Annotated in this window: 21 protein-coding genes; 8 read left to right on the plus strand and 13 right to left on the minus strand. The window is 52.0% G+C overall.

All coding sequences use genetic code 11. The annotated features are described in order from the left end of the window. Nucleotides 1–41 precede the first annotated feature (41 nt). The 3 genes from DD586_RS09825 (at nucleotide 42) to rnd (ending at nucleotide 3,914) form a co-directional block, all read left to right on the plus strand. Complete coding sequence (locus DD586_RS09825) at nucleotides 42–671, plus strand: Slp family lipoprotein (protein ID WP_012884657.1); 630 nt, start codon at nucleotides 42–44, stop codon at nucleotides 669–671. Nucleotides 672–926: 255 nt separating this feature from the next. Beyond that, complete coding sequence (fadD, locus tag DD586_RS09830; RefSeq protein WP_041164404.1) at nucleotides 927–2,597, plus strand: long-chain-fatty-acid--CoA ligase FadD; 1,671 nt, start codon at nucleotides 927–929, stop codon at nucleotides 2,595–2,597. A gap of 195 nt (nucleotides 2,598–2,792) precedes the next feature. Continuing rightward, a complete protein-coding gene (gene rnd / locus DD586_RS09835) occupies nucleotides 2,793–3,914 on the plus strand; it encodes a ribonuclease D (RefSeq protein ID WP_012884659.1) in 1,122 nt (373 codons plus the stop codon). Between the two features lie 92 nt (nucleotides 3,915–4,006). Here the strand turns inward: rnd and minE are convergent, their stop codons facing one another. The 3 genes from minE to minC are packed head-to-tail and all read right to left on the minus strand — an operon-like array spanning nucleotide 4,007 to nucleotide 5,832. Beyond that, on the minus strand, nucleotides 4,007–4,297 hold the full coding sequence (gene minE, locus DD586_RS09840; protein ID WP_012884660.1) for a cell division topological specificity factor MinE: 291 nt from the start codon (nucleotides 4,295–4,297) through the stop codon (nucleotides 4,007–4,009). A gap of 3 nt (nucleotides 4,298–4,300) precedes the next feature. Further along, on the minus strand, nucleotides 4,301–5,113 hold the full coding sequence (minD, locus tag DD586_RS09845; protein ID WP_012884661.1) for a septum site-determining protein MinD: 813 nt from the start codon (nucleotides 5,111–5,113) through the stop codon (nucleotides 4,301–4,303). Nucleotides 5,114–5,133: 20 nt separating this feature from the next. Beyond that, nucleotides 5,134–5,832: a septum site-determining protein MinC gene (gene minC, locus DD586_RS09850; RefSeq protein ID WP_012884662.1), complete on the minus strand. Its 699-nt coding sequence runs from the start codon at nucleotides 5,830–5,832 to the stop codon at nucleotides 5,134–5,136. Between the two features lie 136 nt (nucleotides 5,833–5,968). Here minC and DD586_RS09855 point away from each other — a divergent pair, with 136 nt between their 5' ends. From DD586_RS09855 to DD586_RS09865, 3 genes are all read left to right on the plus strand, one after another. Beyond that, complete coding sequence (locus DD586_RS09855; protein ID WP_012884663.1) at nucleotides 5,969–6,241, plus strand: YcgL domain-containing protein; 273 nt, start codon at nucleotides 5,969–5,971, stop codon at nucleotides 6,239–6,241. 368 nt (nucleotides 6,242–6,609) lie between these two features. Continuing rightward, entirely contained in the window at nucleotides 6,610–7,266 is a 657-nt protein-coding gene (locus DD586_RS09860) for a fumarylacetoacetate hydrolase family protein (RefSeq protein WP_012884664.1), read from the plus strand. A gap of 96 nt (nucleotides 7,267–7,362) precedes the next feature. Next, nucleotides 7,363–7,809: a YcgN family cysteine cluster protein gene (locus DD586_RS09865; RefSeq protein WP_012884665.1), complete on the plus strand. Its 447-nt coding sequence runs from the start codon at nucleotides 7,363–7,365 to the stop codon at nucleotides 7,807–7,809. 146 nt (nucleotides 7,810–7,955) lie between these two features. On the opposite strand, the gene dsbB is transcribed toward DD586_RS09865, so the two are convergent. Both dsbB and DD586_RS22475 read right to left on the minus strand, forming a co-directional pair. Then, complete coding sequence (gene dsbB, locus DD586_RS09870; RefSeq protein WP_012884666.1) at nucleotides 7,956–8,486, minus strand: disulfide bond formation protein DsbB; 531 nt, start codon at nucleotides 8,484–8,486, stop codon at nucleotides 7,956–7,958. Between the two features lie 353 nt (nucleotides 8,487–8,839). Then, nucleotides 8,840–8,998, minus strand: coding sequence for a hypothetical protein (locus DD586_RS22475; protein WP_157668898.1), 159 nt, complete (start codon nucleotides 8,996–8,998; stop codon nucleotides 8,840–8,842). A 424-nt stretch (nucleotides 8,999–9,422) separates the two neighbouring features. Here DD586_RS22475 and fadR point away from each other — a divergent pair, with 424 nt between their 5' ends. Further along, entirely contained in the window at nucleotides 9,423–10,142 is a 720-nt protein-coding gene (fadR, locus tag DD586_RS09875; protein WP_012884667.1) for a fatty acid metabolism transcriptional regulator FadR, read from the plus strand. A gap of 78 nt (nucleotides 10,143–10,220) precedes the next feature. On the opposite strand, the gene DD586_RS09880 is transcribed toward fadR, so the two are convergent. Next, nucleotides 10,221–11,756 (minus strand): SpoVR family protein, encoded by a 1,536-nt coding sequence (locus DD586_RS09880; protein ID WP_012884668.1) that lies wholly within the window; start codon nucleotides 11,754–11,756, stop codon nucleotides 10,221–10,223. A gap of 332 nt (nucleotides 11,757–12,088) precedes the next feature. On the opposite strand from DD586_RS09880, the gene DD586_RS09885 reads away from it, so the two are divergent. After that, nucleotides 12,089–13,339, plus strand: coding sequence for a D-amino acid dehydrogenase (locus tag DD586_RS09885; RefSeq protein WP_012884669.1), 1,251 nt, complete (start codon nucleotides 12,089–12,091; stop codon nucleotides 13,337–13,339). 90 nt (nucleotides 13,340–13,429) lie between these two features. Here DD586_RS09885 and DD586_RS09890 read toward each other — a convergent pair whose 3' ends face one another. The 7 genes from DD586_RS09890 to DD586_RS09920 form a co-directional block, all read right to left on the minus strand. After that, a complete protein-coding gene (locus tag DD586_RS09890) occupies nucleotides 13,430–14,551 on the minus strand; it encodes an ABC transporter substrate-binding protein (protein WP_012884670.1) in 1,122 nt (373 codons plus the stop codon). A 413-nt stretch (nucleotides 14,552–14,964) separates the two neighbouring features. After that, the gene (locus DD586_RS09895; protein ID WP_012884671.1) at nucleotides 14,965–15,564 is read right to left on the minus strand and encodes a hypothetical protein; all 600 of its coding nucleotides are present in this window, start codon (nucleotides 15,562–15,564) and stop codon (nucleotides 14,965–14,967) included. 391 nt (nucleotides 15,565–15,955) lie between these two features. Beyond that, complete coding sequence (locus tag DD586_RS09900) at nucleotides 15,956–16,135, minus strand: hypothetical protein (protein ID WP_041164407.1); 180 nt, start codon at nucleotides 16,133–16,135, stop codon at nucleotides 15,956–15,958. A 237-nt stretch (nucleotides 16,136–16,372) separates the two neighbouring features. Then, nucleotides 16,373–17,047 (minus strand): SDR family oxidoreductase, encoded by a 675-nt coding sequence (locus DD586_RS09905; protein WP_012884673.1) that lies wholly within the window; start codon nucleotides 17,045–17,047, stop codon nucleotides 16,373–16,375. Between the two features lie 159 nt (nucleotides 17,048–17,206). After that, nucleotides 17,207–17,539 (minus strand): hypothetical protein, encoded by a 333-nt coding sequence (locus DD586_RS09910; RefSeq protein ID WP_012884674.1) that lies wholly within the window; start codon nucleotides 17,537–17,539, stop codon nucleotides 17,207–17,209. Nucleotides 17,540–17,552: 13 nt separating this feature from the next. Further along, entirely contained in the window at nucleotides 17,553–18,680 is a 1,128-nt protein-coding gene (locus tag DD586_RS09915; RefSeq protein WP_012884675.1) for a pectate lyase, read from the minus strand. A 132-nt stretch (nucleotides 18,681–18,812) separates the two neighbouring features. Continuing rightward, nucleotides 18,813–19,790, minus strand: coding sequence for a hypothetical protein (locus DD586_RS09920; protein ID WP_012884676.1), 978 nt, complete (start codon nucleotides 19,788–19,790; stop codon nucleotides 18,813–18,815). Nucleotides 19,791–19,858 lie beyond the last annotated feature (68 nt).

A 19,858-nucleotide genomic window follows, 5' to 3' on the forward strand; every position in this document is an offset into this window, starting at 1 on the left:
GGTATCTGTCATAACTTAACGGCAGCAGGCAGGTGTATGTGATGACAATCGAATGTTTCGCCAATCAAGCATTTGAACGCAGACGGTCAGGGTGGACTCGGGGTGGGTGGTGCGCGCTGTTGTTGCTAAGCCTGAGTATGCTGTCAGGCTGCGTCACGGTACCGGATGAAATCCGTGGAACGTCGGCAACACCGCAGATGGACCTGATTCGGGTGATGAATGCACCCAATCTGTATGTTGGGCAGGAATCACGCTTTGGCGGCCGGATTGCGGATATGCGCAATGAAGCCAACCGCACCCGGCTGGAAATCGTGACATTACCGTTGGATGGTGCAGGCCGACCGCGGCTCGATGAACCATCGGAAGGGCGGTTGGTAGCCTACGTGAACGGTTTTCTGGAACCGGTAGAGTTTAAAAACCAACTCATCACGGTAGTCGGACCGATTACCGGCAGCGAGCAGGGTAAAATTGGTGAACGGCCATACACATTTGTAGTCGTGAAGGTAGAAGGCTACAAACGTTGGCGAGTGGTGCAGCAGATGGTGTTACCGCCACGGGCTTATGACCCCTGGTGGGATCGCCGCTATCGTCACGTCTGGGGACCAGGCTGGGGGCCGGGCTGGAATGATGGCTATGCACCGGTGCAGGTGGAGACGGTGGTGACGGAGTAATACTTATCATCCTTCAGGTACTGGCCTGATAGTCAGATGACCCGATAGTAAATAGTAAAAAGAGGCGGCGAGGGTCGCCTCATTTTTTTGTCGTTATGGTTTTTGCAGTAATAGCAATACGTTGAAATTAAGTGATCGTCTTCTCAACCTGAGCATTGTGAATTTCACAGTTGTTAATATGAGTTAAAATGTTGTTACAGATCACTCGGGTTGGGATTGATTATGCCACTTAAAAAATATCTCGGGAGTGACGTTTTGGAAAAAATCTGGTTAGCGCGTTATCCGGCGGATGTCCCTGCGGAAATTGACCCGGATCGTTATGCTTCGCTGATCGAACTGTTTGAACAAGCGGTAGCGCGTTATGCCGACCAGCCCGCGTTTATCAATATGGGCGAGGTCATGACGTTCCGTCGGTTGGAGGAGCGCAGTCGTGCATTCGCCGCTTATCTGCAACATCAATTGAAGTTGAAAAAAGGTGAACGCGTTGCGCTGATGATGCCTAACCTGCTGCAGTACCCGATCGCGCTGTTTGGCGTGTTGCGCGCCGGGCTGGTGGTGGTTAACGTCAATCCGCTATATACGCCGCGTGAACTGGAGCACCAGCTCAAAGATTGTGGTGCCTGCGCGATTGTTATCGTTTCCAATTTTGCCCATACGCTGGAAAAGGTGGTGTATAACACCCCGGTGAAACATGTGATTCTGACCCGGATGGGCGATCAGTTGGCACCAGCAAAAGGTACGCTGGTTAACTTTGTCGTTAAGTACATCAAGCGACTGGTACCCAAGTACCATCTGCCGGATGCCATTTCGTTTCGCCATGTTTTGCAGCAGGGCAAAAAGATGCCCTATGTGCGGCCGGAGGTTAATAACCAGGATCTGGCTTTTCTGCAATACACGGGTGGCACAACCGGTGTTGCCAAAGGTGCCATGCTGACTCATCGAAATATGCAGGCTAACCTGATGCAGGCCAAAGCGGCGTATGGCCCGGTACTCCATCAAGGACAAGAACTGGTGGTAACGGCGTTGCCGCTCTATCACATCTTCGCATTGACGGTGAATTGCCTGCTGTTTGTTGAACTTGGCGGCAAAAACCTGCTGATCACCAATCCGCGTGATATCCCCGGCATGATTAAAGAATTGGCGCATTATCCATTTACCGCTATTACCGGGGTGAATACGCTGTTTAATGCGCTGTTGAATAACGAGGCGTTTGGTCGGCTGGATTTCTCCACGCTGCGCTTGTCGGTGGGCGGCGGGGCATCGGTACAACAGGTGGTAGCGGAACGTTGGGAAAAACTGACCGGTATCCACCTGCTGGAAGGCTATGGGCTGACGGAAAGCGCCCCGCTGGTGGCAGGTAACCCTTACGATTTACAGCACTACAGCGGCAGTATCGGTTTACCGGTACCGTCCACCGATGTGCGAATCATCAATGATGACGGACAGGACGTAGCACCCGGTGAGCCCGGCGAGCTGTGGGTGCGAGGCCCACAGGTAATGTCGGGTTACTGGCAGCAACCGGCCGCCACGCACGAGGTGCTCAAAGAGGGGTGGCTGGCAACCGGTGACATTGTCACGTCAAACGAGCAAGGCTTTCTGAAAATCGTTGATCGCAAGAAAGATATGATTTTGGTATCCGGTTTTAATGTTTATCCCAACGAGATAGAAGAAGTCGTGGTTCGCCATCCCAAGGTCTCCGAAGCCGCTGCCGTTGGCGTGTCCAGTGAAACGTCAGGGGAAGCGGTAAAAGTCTTCGTGGTATGCCGTGATCCTTCACTGACGGTGGAGGAATTAGTGAGCCATTGCCGCCGTAACCTCACGGGGTATAAAGTGCCGCGATTGTTTGAGTTCCGAAGCGAGTTGCCAAAATCCAACGTGGGGAAAATTCTCCGGCGTGAGCTGCGTAATGAGCAGTCAGCCGCCTGATGGTTGCCTGTGGCGGTCATGACGGGTATGGTGAAGCCTGCCTGCTGAGCACCACAGGACAACATCACCTTTCGCCAGGCCCTTGCCTGCCCTGACGGACCGGCAGAACCGCATCGTGTTGGTGGTTCGTCATGAATGTGTTTTATGCCCTGAGTGCGGCTTTTCGCACCGGGGTACAACCAAGAGAATACCGTTTTGAATTATCAGTTGATTACTACCGATGAAGGATTATCAGCGGTGTGCGCGTTGGCGTGCGCGGTGTCCGAAGTCGCGCTGGATACCGAGTTTGTCCGTACCCGTACCTACTATCCGCAATTGGGGCTGATCCAGTTGTATGACGGCGATAACCTGTCGTTGATAGACCCGCTGGCAATCAGCAACTGGGAACCGTTCCGGGCGCTGTTGCAGAACCCGCAGGTGACTAAATACCTGCATGCCGGTAGTGAAGATTTAGAAGTGTTTTTGAATGCGTTCGGTTGCCTGCCGTCGCCCTTTATCGATACCCAAATTCTGGCGGCATTTCGGGGTAAGCCACTGTCTTATGGCTTTGCCGCGCTGGTGGCGGATTACCGCCAGATTGTGCTGGATAAAAGCGAGTCCCGCACCGACTGGCTGGCGCGTCCGCTGAGCGAGAAACAGTGCCAGTACGCGGCCGCTGATGTGTTTTATCTGTTACCGGTAGCCAGAGTACTGGTGGAAGAGACCCGGTTAGCTGGCTGGATGGAGGCGGCGCTGGATGAGTGCCAGTTGCTATGCCAGCGTCGTCAGGATGTACTGGCACCGGAGATGGCGTATCGGGAAATCGGTAATGCCTGGCAACTGCGGGGGCGTCATCTGGCTTGTCTGCAAAAATTGGCGGCGTGGCGTCTGCGTAAAGCACGGGAGCGTGATAGCGCGGTTAATTTTATTGTCCGTGAGGAGAACCTGTGGCAGGTAGCCCGTTGCCTTCCCGGTTCACTCGGTGAACTGGACTCATTAGGTTTGAGCGGGCCGGAGATTCGTTATCACGGCAAGACGCTGTTGTCGCTGGTGGCAGAAACCGCGTCGCTGAGCGAGGCGGATTATCCGCCTGCCGTGGTTAACCTGATCGATTACCCCGGCTACAAGAAAGCATTCCGTGATATCAAGGCGCTGGTGCAGCAGTGCGCCGAGCAAAGTGGTTTATCAGCAGAGTTGCTGGCATCCCGGCGGCAGATTAACCGTTTGCTGAATTGGCACTGGAAACTGGTATCGCGGGAGAACGCGCCGGAAATGGTGACTGGCTGGCGCGGCCGTCTGTTTGGGGATGGGTTGCAGACCATTCTTGCCGATTATTAAGCCCGGCAATCTGTCACGACGAAAAACCACCGCCCTTGATTTGCAGGGGCGGTGGCAAAAACCATTACCTGAACGAAGCAGCGAAACGGTGATTATTTCTCGGCGGTCGGCGTAGGTGGTGCAGGCTCGTCGGCTTCTGGCAACGTAACGTTCAGTTCCAGTACGGAAATATCGTCGCCTTTTTGTTCCAACTGCACCGTGACCATTTCCGGGTCTATCTGCACGTATTTGCAGATGACCTCCAGAATGTCTCGTTTGAGCTGCGGCAGATAATGCGGCTCACTGTCCCCACGGCGTCGCTCCGCGACAATAATCTGTAGCCGTTCCTTGGCGATATTGGCTGTCGTTTTTTTGCGGGACAAAAAGAAATCGAGTAACGCCATGATTTATCCCCCAAAGAGTCGTTTCAGGAAGCCTTTCTTCTCTTCCTCAATAAACCGATACGGTCTATCTTCGCCCAACAGGCGATCCACGGTATCTGCATAGGCTTTGCCTGCATCGGCTTCTTTATCCAGAATAACCGGCTCACCCTGGTTGGACGCTCGCAATACGGACTGGTCTTCCGGAATGACGCCTATCAACGGAATGCGAAGAATTTCCAGCACATCTTCCATGCTCAGCATATCGCCGCGGCTGACACGACCTGGGTTGTAACGGGTTAGCAGCAGATGTTCCTTGATAGGGTCCTGCCCTTGTTCTGCACGGCGCGATTTGGACGACAAAATCCCCAGAATGCGGTCGGAGTCACGCACTGACGAGACTTCCGGGTTGGTGGTAATGATAGCCTCATCGGCGAAATACAACGCCATCAGGGCACCGGTTTCAATGCCGGCAGGGGAGTCACAGATAATAAAATCGAACTCCATGTCAGCCAGATCGTTGAGAACCTTATCTACGCCTTCGCGGGTCAGGGCCTCTTTATCCCGGGTCTGCGAAGCCGGTAATATGTACAGATTTTCGGTACGCTTATCTTTGATCAACGCCTGATTCAGGGTCGCGTCGTTTTGGATGACATTCACAAAGTCATACACGACCCGGCGCTCACATCCCATGATCAGGTCGAGGTTACGCAGACCGATGTCAAAGTCGATGACAACCGTCTTCTTACCTTTTTGGGCTAAACCGGTAGCAATGGCCGCGCTTGAAGTGGTCTTGCCAACGCCCCCTTTACCTGAAGTAACAACAATGATGCGTGCCATAAATAATTCCTTTCAAGGGCCTAGTCTAGAGGTTGTATAGTCAAAACATGGTCAGGCGGATTGAGTTTCAGGCGTGCCGCCTTCCCGAAATAACTTTCCGGTATCTGGTCGCTAAGCCAGTAACGCCCGGCGATAGACACCAGTTCCGCGGCCAACTGGGTACAGAAGATCTGGCTGCTGACATCGCCAGAAACACCTGCCAGCGCACGGCCGCGCATCATGCCGTAAATATGGATATTGCCGTCGGCAATGACCTCGGCACCGGCACTAACATGGCTGGTGACGATAAGATCACAGTCGCGAGCATAAATTTGCTGTCCGGAACGGACGGGCGTGTTGATCACTCGTGTTTTTACGGGCGGAGCAACCGGTGCCGGAGGTTGAGTCGTCCGGCGTTCCTTGCCTTCACGTGATTTACCTTCACGTAATAGCGGGAGTCCCGCTCTGGCGATGACGAGCCTGAGTTGCTCATCATCGCATCCACTTACCCCTACAACCTTCAAACCGGCGTCGGTAATCGCCTGCTGAAGTTTGCTCCAGTCTGCATCAACGGGCAGTGTCGATACATTGACAACAACCGGTGCGTTTTTGAGAAACGCCGGTGCCTGCTCAATTTTTTCCTGCAATGCCTGGTGAATAATGTCGGGCTGTGCATCATGCAGATGAACAACAGATAAGGTAAAGTTGCTGCCTTTCAACTCAATTGGCGTTTGTGACATCTGTCCTGACTCAGTTTCAGCATCTTTAAATCCCCAGAGTAGCATTTAAGGCATGATATTCCAGAGCGCTCCAAGCATGTTATAGTCACATGAAAATACAGGCAAGACACCATTTTCCTGGTTCAGAGTAAAAAACATGTATTGTGTGATCTATAGAAGTTCTAAACGCGAACAAACATATCTCTACGTCGAAAAAAAAGACGATTTTTCCCGAGTTCCGGCAGAGCTGATGAAAAGTTTTGGTCTGCCACATCTGGTGATGATATTACCGCTTGATGGTAGTAAAAAACTGGCCTCAGCAGATATAGATAAGGTAAAACAGATGCTTAAGGAACAGGGCTTTTATCTGCAACTGCCTCCGCCGCCGGAAAATCTATTGGATGAGTTGCAGGCAAGCGAGAAAAAATAATGTCCGAATTATTTTCCATATAATGTTCGGGCAGCCGGAGGAATTCGCCGCTGTTTTTTAATACAGGGGTGTCAGAAATAAACCAGGAAATGCTTTAATTTTGCTGATGCTATTTCCCGGATACTGATTTATATACAGGTGTATTATAAATAACTTTATTTTCTGCCGCCCCTGAGGATTCCTTTCTTCGTCAGTGTATTGGTGGCGCTTGCATAAAGGTAGCGCAAAATTTCTGATACATTTCAGACACTATTGTTCATCAATTGTGCTTACTTTTTGGATGGCGATGCCGGTATGATGAGCAAGCTATGTCCCGCTCACTGTGGTGGGCTGGCGCATCCACTAACAGAAAAGTCAGGAGAGGGTTCATGTATCAACACAGAGACTGGCAGGGCGCATTACTGGATTTTCCTGTCAACAAAGTGGTGTGTGTCGGTAGTAACTATTCCGAACATATCCGTGAAATGGGTAGCGCCAAACCGGCGGAACCGGTTATTTTTATCAAGCCTGAAACCGCGCTGTGCGATTTGCGCCAGCCAGTGGCTATTCCGAAAGACCTGGGGTCGGTACATCATGAGGTTGAGCTGGCCGTACTGATCGGCACGCCGCTCAAACAGGCAAACGAAGAACGTGTCGCCAGAGCCATCGCGGGCTATGGTGTGGCATTGGATCTGACGCTGCGTGATTTACAAGCTGGCTTCAAAAAAGCCGGGCAGCCGTGGGAAAAAGCGAAGGGATTTGATGGTTCTTGTCCGGTATCTGGTTTCATTCCTGTGGCTGAATTTGGCGATCCGCAGCAGGCGGAACTGGGCATCAACATCAATGGTGAGGTGCGCCAGCAAGGAAATACCAGCGACATGATTACGCCGATCCTGCCGCTGATAGCCTATATGAGCCGCTTTTTCACCCTGCGCGCCGGCGACATTATCCTGACCGGCACCCCTCAGGGTGTGGGGCCGTTACAGGTGGGTGATGCATTGACCATTACGCTTAATGATCGCATCCTGACTACCCACGTCATTTGATTCAACGCCACCCGCGGTGTTGCTGCGGGTGGTATCCCTCATCGTCCGCCTTTACAATACCCAACAGACCTCCTGTTTATCATCGGAATTGCAGTTATGACTCAACAACCCTTTTGGGAAACCAAAACACTGGAACAAATGTCGAACGACGAGTGGGAGGCACTCTGTGATGGTTGCGGTCGCTGCTGCCTGCATAAGCTGATCGATGAAGATACGGAAGAGCTCTATTTCACCAATGTCGCGTGTAACCAACTGAATATTAAAAGTTGTCAGTGCCGTAATTACGCGCGTCGATTTGAGTATGAGCCGGATTGCATCAAGCTGACGCGAGAGAATTTGTTGTCATTTGACTGGTTACCGGAAACCTGCGCCTACCGTTTGATCCATGAGGGGAAAGGGCTACAACCCTGGCATCCGCTGCTGGCGGGCTCCAAATCGGCGATGCACCAGCAGCGAATCTCGGTACGTTATATCGCGGTGCGTGAAAGCGATGTGGTGGACTGGCAGGACCATATTTTAAACAAACCAGAGTGGGCCAGATAAAGGTGGGTAGCCTGACGGTGATATCGGCATGATGCAGTCAACAGTATTAGTTAGGAAATGCAGTTAACGTATCGTCTAAAACACGCCGGGCCAGAGTTTATCTGGCCCGGCGTGTTAGTGGTTCACTGACTTATTTACCGAAATGCTTAACGGCCGAACAGGTCACGGCGTTTGGGGCGAAATGGTTGGGCAATCAGTACCAGCACCGCCACCAGCAGGTAGGCACCGAAAATCACGATCATCCACTGTGGCATTTCCAGATTCAGGAAGTTCCACTGACGTTCGGCACAATCACCGGTTGCGGTGAAGATAGCCGGCAGCCATTTGTCCAGTGGTAACCAGGATGGGAAGCTGACAAAAAAGTCACAGGTAACGAAAGGCGAGGGATGCAACTGAATATTGGTGTGTTTGATGGCCAATGCCAGACCTTCCCAGGCACTGTAAATCCATAACCCGAGAGCTGGATAACGCAGCGCGGTACCCGGCGCGATGGCACCCACCAGTCCGGCGGCCATGACACCATAGAGCGCAGTTCGCTGATAAATGCACAGTACGCAAGGTTTTAGCATCAGTACGTACTGGAAATAAAGAGCGACCAGTTCAAAAGCCAGTGCCGTAAACGCCATCAGAAGCCAGGCGCCCCGGCCGCGGGAGCAACGGTTTAAAAATCGCAACATAAAAAATATTCCATGCTAAAAACGATAATATGAGCAGTGATAACCGTGCTCACCGCCCTCATTGAATCTTTGGTTCGGGTGAGCTGACGTTTCTCGCGGTGGTGGGGTTGCCCTGTACCGCATGGAATGTGCGTCAGCGCCTGAGCGAAGATTCTGCTGTGCCAACAAATACCCTGCTGTTTTTAACGCTTTCTGTGAGGGATCGCCAGTTTCATGACAAAATCCGCCCCTTACTATACACGATTTATCCCAGAGCATGACGGTATTGATCAATCATAACCGTATTGAATAATGGTGCTGCGGCCGCGTGCGTGCGTGCCATGTAACTGATGGTGCTTCACGGATACCGTCTCTCAGGATGAGAGTGGCGATAATAACCGTTTGTTGGAATAGGTTGTCGTTATCATGAAAATCCGTAATAACAAAACTTCAATATTACCAAGGATGGCATGCCATACTTGATTTAGACTGGTCATGCCAGTGAAAATAGTCTGCCGACGCGGATACGCCATCGGACCGCGGCAGGTAGCATTCAGGGCTTATGCCCAGGGAAAATAACCACCGTGCACAAAGCCACGGCGACAAATGGGCGTCTGGCGGAAACGGCAAGGTGGGCAAAATGAGAATAATGGCATCGCGACACGTCGCTATCTGACGTGGTGTCAGGAATTTCAGGGGAAATACGGTGGCAGATTGCGTTTGTCGTATCGATTTTCCTCTTTTAACGTTAATTAAATTTAACTATTTGATAGGTGTTTAGAGAAATTTATCGTAAGGCGTGGGGGATATTCGCGTTTGTTTACGGGTAATTGTCTTTAGTCACAGTTTTTATGTCGAATTGAGATTTTCAGGTCCTGCTATGCTATGTGATGTAGGGTTCGTTTGGTATGATGATGTTGACTTTCACTGGTAAACATCGCTACGGAATATAAACTTATGGTTATAAAGGCGCAAAGTCCGGCGGGATTCGCGGAAGAATATATTATTGAAAGTATATGGAATAATCGTTTCCCTCCTGGGTCTATTTTGCCCGCTGAGCGGGAGTTGTCCGAGTTGATCGGGGTGACGCGTACGACGTTACGCGAGGTGCTGCAGCGCCTGTCCCGTGATGGATGGCTCACAATCCAGCACGGCAAACCGACCAAAATCAATAATTTTTGGGAAACATCCGGATTAAATATTCTGGAAACGTTGGCTCGACTCGATCATGACAGCGTTCCCCAGTTGATCGATAACTTGCTGGCGGTGCGTACTAATATCGCCGGGATTTTCATCCGCACTGCAATCCGTTTGCATCCGGCAAAATCGGTCGAAATCCTTAAGCTGGCTGAGTCTGTTCAGGATACCGCAGATGCGTATTCCGAGCTGGATTACAACGTGTTCCGCGGGCTGGCTTTTGCCTCCGGCAACCCGATTTATGGTCTGATCATTAACGGGTTGAAAGGGTTGTACATTCGGGTCGGGCGTTATTACTTCTCTAATCCTGAAGCTCGCAAAACAGCACTGGCGTTTTATCGCCGTCTGGAGTCGTTGGGTCGTGATGGGTTGTATGAGCAGGTGCCTGATGCGATTCGTCAGTACGGTAAAGAGAGCGGTGCGTTGTGGCATAGCATGCAAAATGCCATCCCGCGTGATTTGGCGGAAGGTCGCCGATAGTCGCTTCTGCCACTAAATTGTCAGACAATAAAAACGGGTAGCGTCAAGGCTACCCATTTTTTATGGGAGCGCCATTGGTCATAAGGCCGGGTTGCGCGGCGGGCAACGGTCGATCAGTTCAATGCTGCCATCCTCGTTCATCTGCTCCAGTGTGACGTCAAATCCCCATAGACGATGAACATGTTTTATCACTTCATGGCTGCTTTTATCCAGCGGTGCGCGGTTTTGTGGCACATAGCGCAGAGTCAGTGAACGATTGCCGCGTAAATCTACGTTCCAGACCTGAATATTGGGTTCGATGTTGCTCAGGTTGTACTGGGAAGACAGCTCCTGGCGGATTTTCCGGTAACCTTTCTCATCATGGATCGCGGCAATCTCCAGATAATTGTTGTGATCGTCATCCAGTACGGTAAACAGCCGGAAATCCCGCATCACTTTCGGTGAGAGGAATTGGCTGATAAAGCTCTCGTCTTTGAAGTTTTGCATCGCGAAATGCAATGTTGTCAGCCAGTCTTTACCGGCGATGTCCGGGAACCAATAATGGTCTTCTTCCGTCGGGCTCTGGCAAATGCGCTTGATGTCCTGAAACATCGCAAAACCAAGCGCGTATGGATTGATACCGCTGTAATACGGGCTGTTGTACGGCGGTTGATAGACCACGTTGGTATGACTGTGAAGAAATTCCAACATAAAACGGTCGGACAGTTTACCCTCGTCATAAAGATGATTGAGGATGCTGTAATGCCAGAAGGTCGCCCAGCCTTCATTCATCACCTGAGTTTGTTTTTGCGGGTAAAAATACTGGCTTATCTTGCGCACGATACGCAAAATTTCACGCTGCCACGGCTCTAGCAACGGGGCATTTTTCTCCATGAAGTAGAGCAAGTTCTCTTGCGGCTCATGGGGGAAACGACGGGCTTTTTCCGGCGAGGTTTCCTGTTCACGACGCGGCAGTGTGCGCCACAGTTCGTTGACCTGACTTTGCAGGTAGGCCTCACGGCTTTTCTGGCGCAGCTTTTCTTCTTCCAGCGAGATTTTCTGCGGCCGTTTATAGCGGTCCACACCGTAATTCATGAGTGCATGGCAGGAGTCGAGCAGTTTCTCCACTTCATCGACACCATGGCGCTCTTCACATTGGGCAATGTATTGGCGGGCGAACAGCAGGTAATCGATGATCGAACTGGCGTCGGTCCAGCTACGAAACAGGTAGTTACCTTTGAAGAATGAGTTATGACCGTAACACGCATGCGCCATCACCAATGCCTGCATCGGCATGGTATTTTCTTCCATCAGATACGCGATGCACGGATTGGAGTTGATGACGATTTCGTAGGCCAACCCTTGCTGGCCGTGCTTATAACGCTGCTCGGTTTCGATAAATTTCTTGCCGAATGACCAGTGAGCATAGTTGATGGGCATCCCGATACTGGAATAGGCGTCCATCATTTGCTCAGACGTGATCACCTCGATTTGGTGGGGATAGGTATCCAGACGATACAGTTTGGCTACCCGGTCAATTTCATCCAGATAGACCTGCAGCAAATCGAATGTCCAGTCAGGTCCGTCATTCAGACGTTGTGGGCTTGTTACCCGCTCATCAGTCGATATAGCCATCAGCGCACCCCTCACTATAACTGCCGCCACTTCATTGCGTCGGCATACTTAATCGTAGCTTATTCTGAGAAAAGTGATGTGAAATCGGTAGCTTGGATGAAATCTTTAGATAGAAAGCCGGATGACGCGCCGTCAGCGCTACGCCTGATAGCGACACACCGCTGTGGGTTATCCTACGTTGTTGTGTTCACTCTCTCATAATAAATAAAAGCTATATCTGCAACAGATGACAATTAATACCCGCATGTTAAAGTAGGTTTTTATTTTGGTGTTTAAACTGTTACGCAGCATATTTCGCCGGATTGGCGGAGGAAGCAGGGAGAATAGCAATAATGAAGGTGGTAATTTTAGGGAGTGGTGTTATCGGCGTCAGTACCGCCTGGTATCTGGCGCAATCGGGGCATGATGTCACGGTTATTGATCGTCAGGCTGAGCCGGCTCTTGAAACCAGCGCGGCTAACGCGGGACAGATTTCTCCCGGTTATTCCGCCCCTTGGGCGGCACCGGGTATTCCACTTAAGGCCGTCAAATGGCTCTTTCAGCAGCATGCCCCGTTAGCGATTCGCCCGGATTTCACCGCCACGCAGCTGCGCTGGATGTGGCAGATGCTGCTAAATTGCGACAGCGCACACTACCGGGTTAATAAAGCTCGTATGGTCCGGCTGGCCGAATACAGCCGTGATTGCCTGCAGGCACTGCGTGCCGCAACCGGCATTGCCTATGAAGGGCGACAGGGTGGGACGTTACAACTGTTCAGAACCCCACAACAGTATGAAAATGCTTACCGTGATATCGCGGTGCTCAAGGAAGCCGGTGTTCCGTATGAATTGCTGGAGGCGAGCCAACTGGCTTCTGTCGAACCGGCGCTGGCGGGCGTACGCCACAAGCTGACCGGGGGATTGCGATTGCCGCATGATGAAACCGGCGATTGCCAGCTGTTTACCCGGCAACTGGCGACGATGGCGGCAGCAGCGGGTGTCACTTTCCGTTTCAATAGCCCGATACAGCATCTTGATGTGGAAGGGCAACGGGTCAGCGCGGTGTATTGCAGCGGTGAAAAAATTACCGCAGATGCTTATGTGATGGCATGCGGTTCCTATTCCCGCGGTTTATTGGATAAATGGTTCGATATCCCTGTCTATCCACTCAAGGGCTATTCGCTGACGATCCCGCTCTCTAACGAAGAAGGCGCACCGGTATCTACCGTACTGGATGAAACCTATAAGATCGCAATTACGCGTTTTGATCAGCGCATTCGCGTCGGCGGTATGGCGGAGATCGCCGGGTTTGATCTCTCGTTGAACCAGAAACGCCGGGCTACGCTGGAAATGGTGGTACGTGATCTGTACCCAAACTGTGGGCCGGTAGAACAGGCAACATTCTGGACCGGGCTGAGACCGATGACGCCAGACGGCACGCCATTGGTGGGGCGTTCCCCCTTGCAAAACCTGTATCTGAACACCGGACATGGCACGCTGGGGTGGACAATGGGGTGTGGCTCCGGTCAGTTGCTCGCCGATATTATCTCCGGCAAAACGCCAGCCATTGAGTACGACGATCTTTCTTTCTCTCGCTACGCCTGACTTTGCCATTCCTGCTAATCATTAACCGCTCTGATTGGGGCGGTTAACTATAAAAGGGATCCTCGCGGATCCCTCTAGATATATAAATGGTTAGTTTGCCAGTGGTGCATCCGGATGCAGGCCCAGCCAGCCGGGAGTGGGATCGCCTTTGGCTTCTCCGACATACAGACTCATTTGGGCACGGAAGCGTTCAACGGCGCCGCGATCAGACATGAAATCAGCAAATGCCTGTGGACGGGTGTTGCTGTATTCCCAGATGTGCTTATAACCCGCAGGCGGAGCCACGTCGGTGCGTACTGACCACATACGCGCAACCTGTGTTTGTGTTTGTGGGTCCAGCAGCCAGCTCAGATACAACTTGGCACTTTCAGGATGTTTGGCCTGTTTGAAGATGGCAGCACGCTGTGCCCAGGAGACAAAGGGGTCTGATTTCGGCAGTACAAATCGCGTTACTGAACCTGCCGCTGGAACCAGTGCGCCAGAACTGCTTGGGGTAGCGCTGTATTTACCCGTGGCTATTTGAGCGCCGGGTACGTTAGTTCCTCGGGCATAAACCGGGTCTTGCTCCTGGAGTTTTTCTACAAACACCCAGCCGTATTTATCCACTATTTGTTTGTACCAAAACAGCACCGCATCATCGTCGTTTGGATAGGCCAGTATCAGGTTGCCTTTTAAATCAGGGCGCAGATAGTCGTTTGCTTCTCGTGGCCAGGATTTCTCATCCAGCAACTGGGTGTTGACCAGGTTACTAAACGCGATGACGTACGCACCAATCCAGGCACCGTCTGCGTCACGAAATTCCGGGTAGACTTTGTCCCAGCCTACGGGTTTGTAATTCAGCAAAACCCCCTGTTTTTTCCAGCGAGGGAAATCCTGCACCGTCTGTAACTGCACCACATCCGGAATCAGGGTATTGGTCGCCAGTTGGTTGTCGATACGCGCGTCGTGATATTTGCTGTAGTCAACGATGACATTCAGTTTGATGCCAGGAAAACGGTTTTCAAACGCCTGTTTAAAGCCTGTTTGCTGTGACTGGACATCGCCACCGGCATAAACGGTGACCGTCCCGCCTTCCTTGAGCGCGCTCTGATAAATTTCATCCAGTGAACGGGTATCGGGTGCAACGGCAGCCTGCGCTTGCCAGCTGCTGATGCCCGCCATCATGGTCAATAGTAGTGCGGTTTTCTTCAAGTACTTCCCAGTGTATTGCATCGTGGTCTCCTTGACTGGGGGGATAAAAGCCGCGCCGACAGGCAATAACCTTATCAATTAAATGACGGCGACGGCGTAACAAACGAACGACTACAGGTGTTTTTCCCTTTTTCTGTCAGGGAATTGAGAATCGAGTCTATCGGATTAAATAAAAACAAACAGGAAGAAAAAATGAACGAAATGATTAAAAACATTGAATGATATGAGGTGGCGGGTTGTTCTTGTGACGCCATTTTTTCTGGAATTAAATGGCGGTAAATCGGGTGTTGCACAGCGATACTGTTAATTTTTTCTAATTGTTTTGGGTTGGGTAAAAGAATGGTCTGATTGTGTGGAAAAGGCTGATGGATCACAGACAAAGAGGAAAACGCCCTGGCTGGCAGGGCGGAGCAAGAGTCTCGGGCGAACGACCATCAGGCGGCGGTATTAACCAGGTTGCCTTGTGATGAGGCGGAAGCCAGCGAAGAGGAAAAGCTTTGCAGGAAAGTCGACAGCGATGCATTGCTGCTATCGCCACCCAGAGCGGTGACCATTGAACTGAACGCACTTTGCAATTCGCTCAACTGGCTGCTCGACACAGAACTGCTGGAAGAGGAATCGGAAGAGAGTGCACTAATCAGTGAAGACAGGTCATTTTTCATCGGGTTGTCAGACAACGACGATGAGTTGGATGACGCACCAATGCTGTGCAGGGTATCCATCAACGTATGCAGGAAGGTGGCCACGGCTTCCTTCGCACTGGAAGACGAGGTGTCCGACGTGCTGCTGTCTGTTGAGGATGTTGAAGATGTCGTGGAACTGGTTTCCGAGGTACTGCTGGTGCCAAGCGTAATACCAATTGAAGATAACGCTGTCACCAAAGACGAAAACAATCCCCCCTCTTTATCATCATCCTGTTTACGGTAAGGGAGCGCCGTTACAGAAGATGAGGAGGACGACGTGGAACTGACGCCGGATACCTGCAACACGGAATTATATAACCCCGAGTAGTTGGAGGATATGGACATCACCATGATATTTCTCCTTGTAGTATTTGCCAGAAAATTAACTACTGTCGACACGTGCATGAAATACACGACGCCGCATAGGTATATAGAATAATTAAAATTATTTTTCTATCAGGGGGAGTTGGCGTGGAGACGGTTCAATAAAGATTGAAAATCAATCGGATGAAAAGATGGTGATTTATTTTTCTATTAATAGCATAGAAAAAGGTGAAACGTAATGTTTGTAAGGATAGAGAAAGAAAAACGATATTGTAGAAATGGATTGAAATAAATAACTGCAAGGGTAAGGAAAGCGTAAATTTATTATCATGAAATCATAATAAGCGAAAAAATAAATCGCAGCCTCGACACCGGGACTCACTGTGTCCCGGCACAAGCACCGCGTTTGGCAGGGGAATCAGAGTTCGAAACCGGGGGCGACTTCTTTCACCGGTTTGCGACAGGCAGCCGGGACATCGCTGGCCGAAGAACGGACTGTACAGTCAGGGGCAAACGGGTTAAGCGACTCACGGTTTACGTAGATCAACAAGAGCAGGAGTATCAGCACGATGGCGCGCAGGCGTTTTTTCTTTTTCATATCATGTATCGGTTCATGTGATATATCGGCAGTATGACGCGTAGCGTTCAGGCCGCGGTAGGTTAAACGCCAGCTTACGGGAGCGCTACCTCGCTGTCTCGTTTTACAAACTTTTGTCATCACTGCCGTGTTGGTTGATAACCACGCTCTTGCCGTCAGCCTGGCTCTTGTTTCTGATAGCGGCTGGCAAGCCGCTATGGTGAATGGGACTACGTTATCAACCGTGATTGACCTGCCTCACCAGGCTAATCGATTACCGGCATAATCGACGAAGTGGTGGCCGCCTTCGCCCTGAAAAGCGGTTATTTGCTGCAGTAATCCACTGACGCTGGTTTCCACCGTAAGGGGTGCGTTACCGCCGCCGAGATCGGTTTGCACCCAGCCGGGATGTAATGACAGCAATGTGCCTTGTCGGCTGGCTATCGCATCGCTCAGGCTACGCGTCAGCATATTCAGCGCTGCTTTGCTGGCGGCGTAAAAAGGCAGTTCGGCATGGGGGTTTTCGGTCAGGCTACCCAGTCGTGAGGTCATGAATGCGAGTGTGGCACCAGGGGCCAGACAAGGCAGTAATGCTGATGCCAGAGCAATCGGTGCCAGTGTGTTGGTCAGGAATAACGGCACCAACTGTTCAGGTTCGATGGCGGTAGCATCCTGGTGTTCAGGGCCATAAATCCCGGCGTTAATCAGCACTAAATCGAACGAGGTTGCGACCAGCGACTGGCAAAAAGCGGTGCGTTGTGACGAGTCATTGATATCCAGCGCCAGCCAGTGTACCGCCAGCTTATCTGTTACGGTGGACGGCGTACGTCGTGTCGCACTGACTGTCCATCCTTGTTGGTGCAGTGCGGTGGCGATGCCGAGCCCCAGCCCGCGAGAGGCGCCAATGATGAGCGCTCGTTGTCCCGAATCCATAACCTGTTACCTCCTGAAGGGTCTGATGGCTATCTCCGTTGTCTGAGCGCTTTATTTTACGAGGAGTGGATGCGGCGCTACAAGATGAAACGCCACACCGGCATCAGGCGTAAAAAAACCAGCGTCTGGCGCTGGCTTGTGAGGTGGAGTGCTAACGGACTATAACGCATGCCGTTGTCGTTGCAGGGCAATCAAATGATCGGCTATCTGGCGAATGACCCAGAATGCGGTTTGTCCTACGTCGCTGTTTATTTCTGGGTCCAACGTGGTATCCACGCTTTTCAGAAAATCGGCCTCCAGCGAGTCAACAAAAGCGTCAAAGTCGAACTGACCACTACGCGGTAATTCTTTTTTGCTCAAAACCAGATTGAAACGTCGGGTAACCATCTGAATAGCCTGCTCGAATGCCTGGCGTTGCGCTGGTGTGATATATCCGCCCCGGTCGACCAGTTCAGTCCAACGGGTAGGGGTGTCGATATCATGTTCGGTCATGATGAATTTCCTGTCAGTGTATTTGCAGCGTGGTGGATTTAGGCACTTTGTAGTGATTGTTGACGTTATCCAGACTGGCGTTATTGACGTTGACTTTCAGCCCTTCGCTATCACTTTTGACGAAGGAGAACTTGCCGTTCTGGGCATCGATATTGCTCAGGTTGATGTTCCAGTTACCCTGTTGACCACCGTTGGTGCGAACAAACGTACCGAAATCTTTCACTTTGAAGTTATTGACGCTGAAATTGGCATCGGCATTGAGCTGGAATACCTTGTCAGCTGCGCCCTGTGCACTGCTGTTGGTGATAGAAACATTGGCCGGTTTACCCGTGTTGCTTTTCACCGTCAGTGCATCTTCGCCAACGTTAGTCCAGTGCACGTTATCGATTTTGGCATCGCCGTGCAGATGGATGCCGTCGGCGGCGTTGTTGCCAAAAATCACATTCTTGACTGAACCGCCGTCAGCGACTTCAAACAGGGGTTTTTGTCCTTCCTTCTGACCACCATCACCTAATGCCGGACCGGCAACATAGGTTTTACCTTTGCCGTCGAAGACCTCACCCGGGCCGACTTTGATTGGTTCATTCACAACGATAGCATTAGCGTTATCCGCCGTGGGAAAGGACACCGGGCCTGATTTACCTGAACCACTGGTGGGTACAGAACCGGTGGTATCACCTGGTGTGACGCCAGGTGTATTCCCCGTCGCGTTGCTGTTCGCCACATTATTGCTCCTCGCGTTGTTACCAACAGAAGGGGCTGCTCCGCCGTTAGCGCCATTGGCAGGGAGGGCGCTGCCCCTATCAGCCTGCGGTTGGGTGTGCTGATTTTTCTGGTTTTCCATCAGCATCGCTATCAGTGACAGCAGCAGTTTCGATAGCGGATCCTCGCCGATTTGGCCGCCGCCATCCTGTGTGGGAGAGATGCTATTACCGAGCGCGCTTTCACCGGCATCCTGTAGTAATGATTTGCTGAGATTCTCCAGATTGGATGTGCTGGCCGAGGCCGGAGTTCCACGCGAAGTCTGCGCGCCGGAAGGCCCGTTATTGCTCAATCCGTTATTCGTTATGCGGTCTGCGCCGCCAACACCGTTCGTAAGGCCCACGCTGGGGATGCGAAGCGTGATGCTGATATCTGACATGATATGCCCCTTTAACCCAAAGATGAGATACCGTTCCCAAAACAGACAGGCAAGACGGCCCTGTCTTTCACAGAATAAAAAACGCGCCTGATGTGTTTCATTCAGGAGAACGCAAGCAGGCGCGTGAGACGGTTATACCGTGGCTTTGCCGGTATCGTTGCCTGCCCCGGCAGGGGCTGGTGCCATACCGAATGGCGTTCCGCCTTTGCCGTCGGCCAGTTCGCTGGCGCTATGGCTGGCCCCGGTTGGCGCGATACCGCCGGTTTCAGGTGCCGTGCCGCTCATAACAGGGGCAGCTCCGTCACCAGCAGCCGGTGCCGTACCGCCGCTGCTGGGAGCCGCATTGCCGCCGGATACCGGTGCCGCGCCACCAGCACCACCTGAACCGCCCTGAGGCTGACCAAATTGGTTTTTCTGGTTTTCCATCAACATAGCTACCAGCGCCATCAGGATTTTCACCAAGGGGTTATCACTGATTTGGCCGCCGCCATCCTGCGTTGGAGAAATACCGTTGCCGAGGCTGTTTTCGCCCGAATCCTGCAACAGTGATTTACTGAGATCCTCCAGACCGCCCGTTCCCCCTGGGCCGGATGCTCCGCCTGCGCCTTGTGCGCCGCCCGCACCGCCACCACCACCTGCGCCGTCTAATCCGCCACCCTGTAATCCCTGACCGCCTTGCGCCCCGTTTTTCGGCATCAGCAAGTCCAGTAATTTGGTCAGCATATCGGTCAGCCCGTTTTGACCCTGGCTACCGTTTGCCCCCGCGCCATCGCCCAGACCGCTCAGGCCGTTATTCAGCCCGCCGCCCAGTCCGTTGCTCTGCCCACCGCCTTGTGTGTTGCCCGCACCGCCGCCGAGCGCATCACTGGTTCGCCCGAGAGGGCTGTCGCCGCCGCTCTGACCGTCTTTGTTGTTCAGCAGACTGGGGAGCAGCGCGGTCATGATCACCGCCAGCGCCTCCAACAGTTTGTTGTCCTGCGCACTCGATTTATTGCCGGAAAGCCCGTTACCGCCCAGGCCATTATTGAGGTTGTCTGCGCCGCCAACGCCACCCAGTCCGCCATTCAGGCCAGCACTGGGGAGACTTAGCGTGATGTTGATATCAGCCATAGTTCGCCTCTGTTTATCAGGATGTGGATGCCCGTTATCGAAAACGAGCGCGTGTCAGCACGGCAAAT

Origin of the sequence: Dickeya parazeae Ech586, assembly GCF_000025065.1 — a bacterium.
In the GTDB taxonomy this organism is placed as follows: domain Bacteria; phylum Pseudomonadota; class Gammaproteobacteria; order Enterobacterales; family Enterobacteriaceae; genus Dickeya; species Dickeya zeae.

Coding starts and splice junctions, on each gene's coding strand:
- DD586_RS09825 (WP_012884657.1), top strand. CDS start 42: ATGACAATCGAATGTTTCGCCAATCAAGCATTTGAACGCAGACGGTCA.
- minE (WP_012884660.1), bottom strand. CDS start 4,297: ATGGCGTTACTCGATTTCTTTTTGTCCCGCAAAAAAACGACAGCCAAT.
- minD (WP_012884661.1), bottom strand. CDS start 5,113: ATGGCACGCATCATTGTTGTTACTTCAGGTAAAGGGGGCGTTGGCAAG.
- minC (WP_012884662.1), bottom strand. CDS start 5,832: ATGTCACAAACGCCAATTGAGTTGAAAGGCAGCAACTTTACCTTATCT.
- DD586_RS09855 (WP_012884663.1), top strand. CDS start 5,969: ATGTATTGTGTGATCTATAGAAGTTCTAAACGCGAACAAACATATCTC.
- DD586_RS09860 (WP_012884664.1), top strand. CDS start 6,610: ATGTATCAACACAGAGACTGGCAGGGCGCATTACTGGATTTTCCTGTC.
- DD586_RS09865 (WP_012884665.1), top strand. CDS start 7,363: ATGACTCAACAACCCTTTTGGGAAACCAAAACACTGGAACAAATGTCG.
- dsbB (WP_012884666.1), bottom strand. CDS start 8,486: ATGTTGCGATTTTTAAACCGTTGCTCCCGCGGCCGGGGCGCCTGGCTT.
- DD586_RS22475 (WP_157668898.1), bottom strand. CDS start 8,998: ATGGCGTATCCGCGTCGGCAGACTATTTTCACTGGCATGACCAGTCTA.
- fadR (WP_012884667.1), top strand. CDS start 9,423: ATGGTTATAAAGGCGCAAAGTCCGGCGGGATTCGCGGAAGAATATATT.
- DD586_RS09880 (WP_012884668.1), bottom strand. CDS start 11,756: ATGGCTATATCGACTGATGAGCGGGTAACAAGCCCACAACGTCTGAAT.
- DD586_RS09885 (WP_012884669.1), top strand. CDS start 12,089: ATGAAGGTGGTAATTTTAGGGAGTGGTGTTATCGGCGTCAGTACCGCC.
- DD586_RS09890 (WP_012884670.1), bottom strand. CDS start 14,551: ATGCAATACACTGGGAAGTACTTGAAGAAAACCGCACTACTATTGACC.
- DD586_RS09895 (WP_012884671.1), bottom strand. CDS start 15,564: ATGGTGATGTCCATATCCTCCAACTACTCGGGGTTATATAATTCCGTG.
- DD586_RS09900 (WP_041164407.1), bottom strand. CDS start 16,135: ATGAAAAAGAAAAAACGCCTGCGCGCCATCGTGCTGATACTCCTGCTC.
- DD586_RS09905 (WP_012884673.1), bottom strand. CDS start 17,047: ATGGATTCGGGACAACGAGCGCTCATCATTGGCGCCTCTCGCGGGCTG.
- DD586_RS09910 (WP_012884674.1), bottom strand. CDS start 17,539: ATGACCGAACATGATATCGACACCCCTACCCGTTGGACTGAACTGGTC.
- DD586_RS09915 (WP_012884675.1), bottom strand. CDS start 18,680: ATGTCAGATATCAGCATCACGCTTCGCATCCCCAGCGTGGGCCTTACG.
- DD586_RS09920 (WP_012884676.1), bottom strand. CDS start 19,790: ATGGCTGATATCAACATCACGCTAAGTCTCCCCAGTGCTGGCCTGAAT.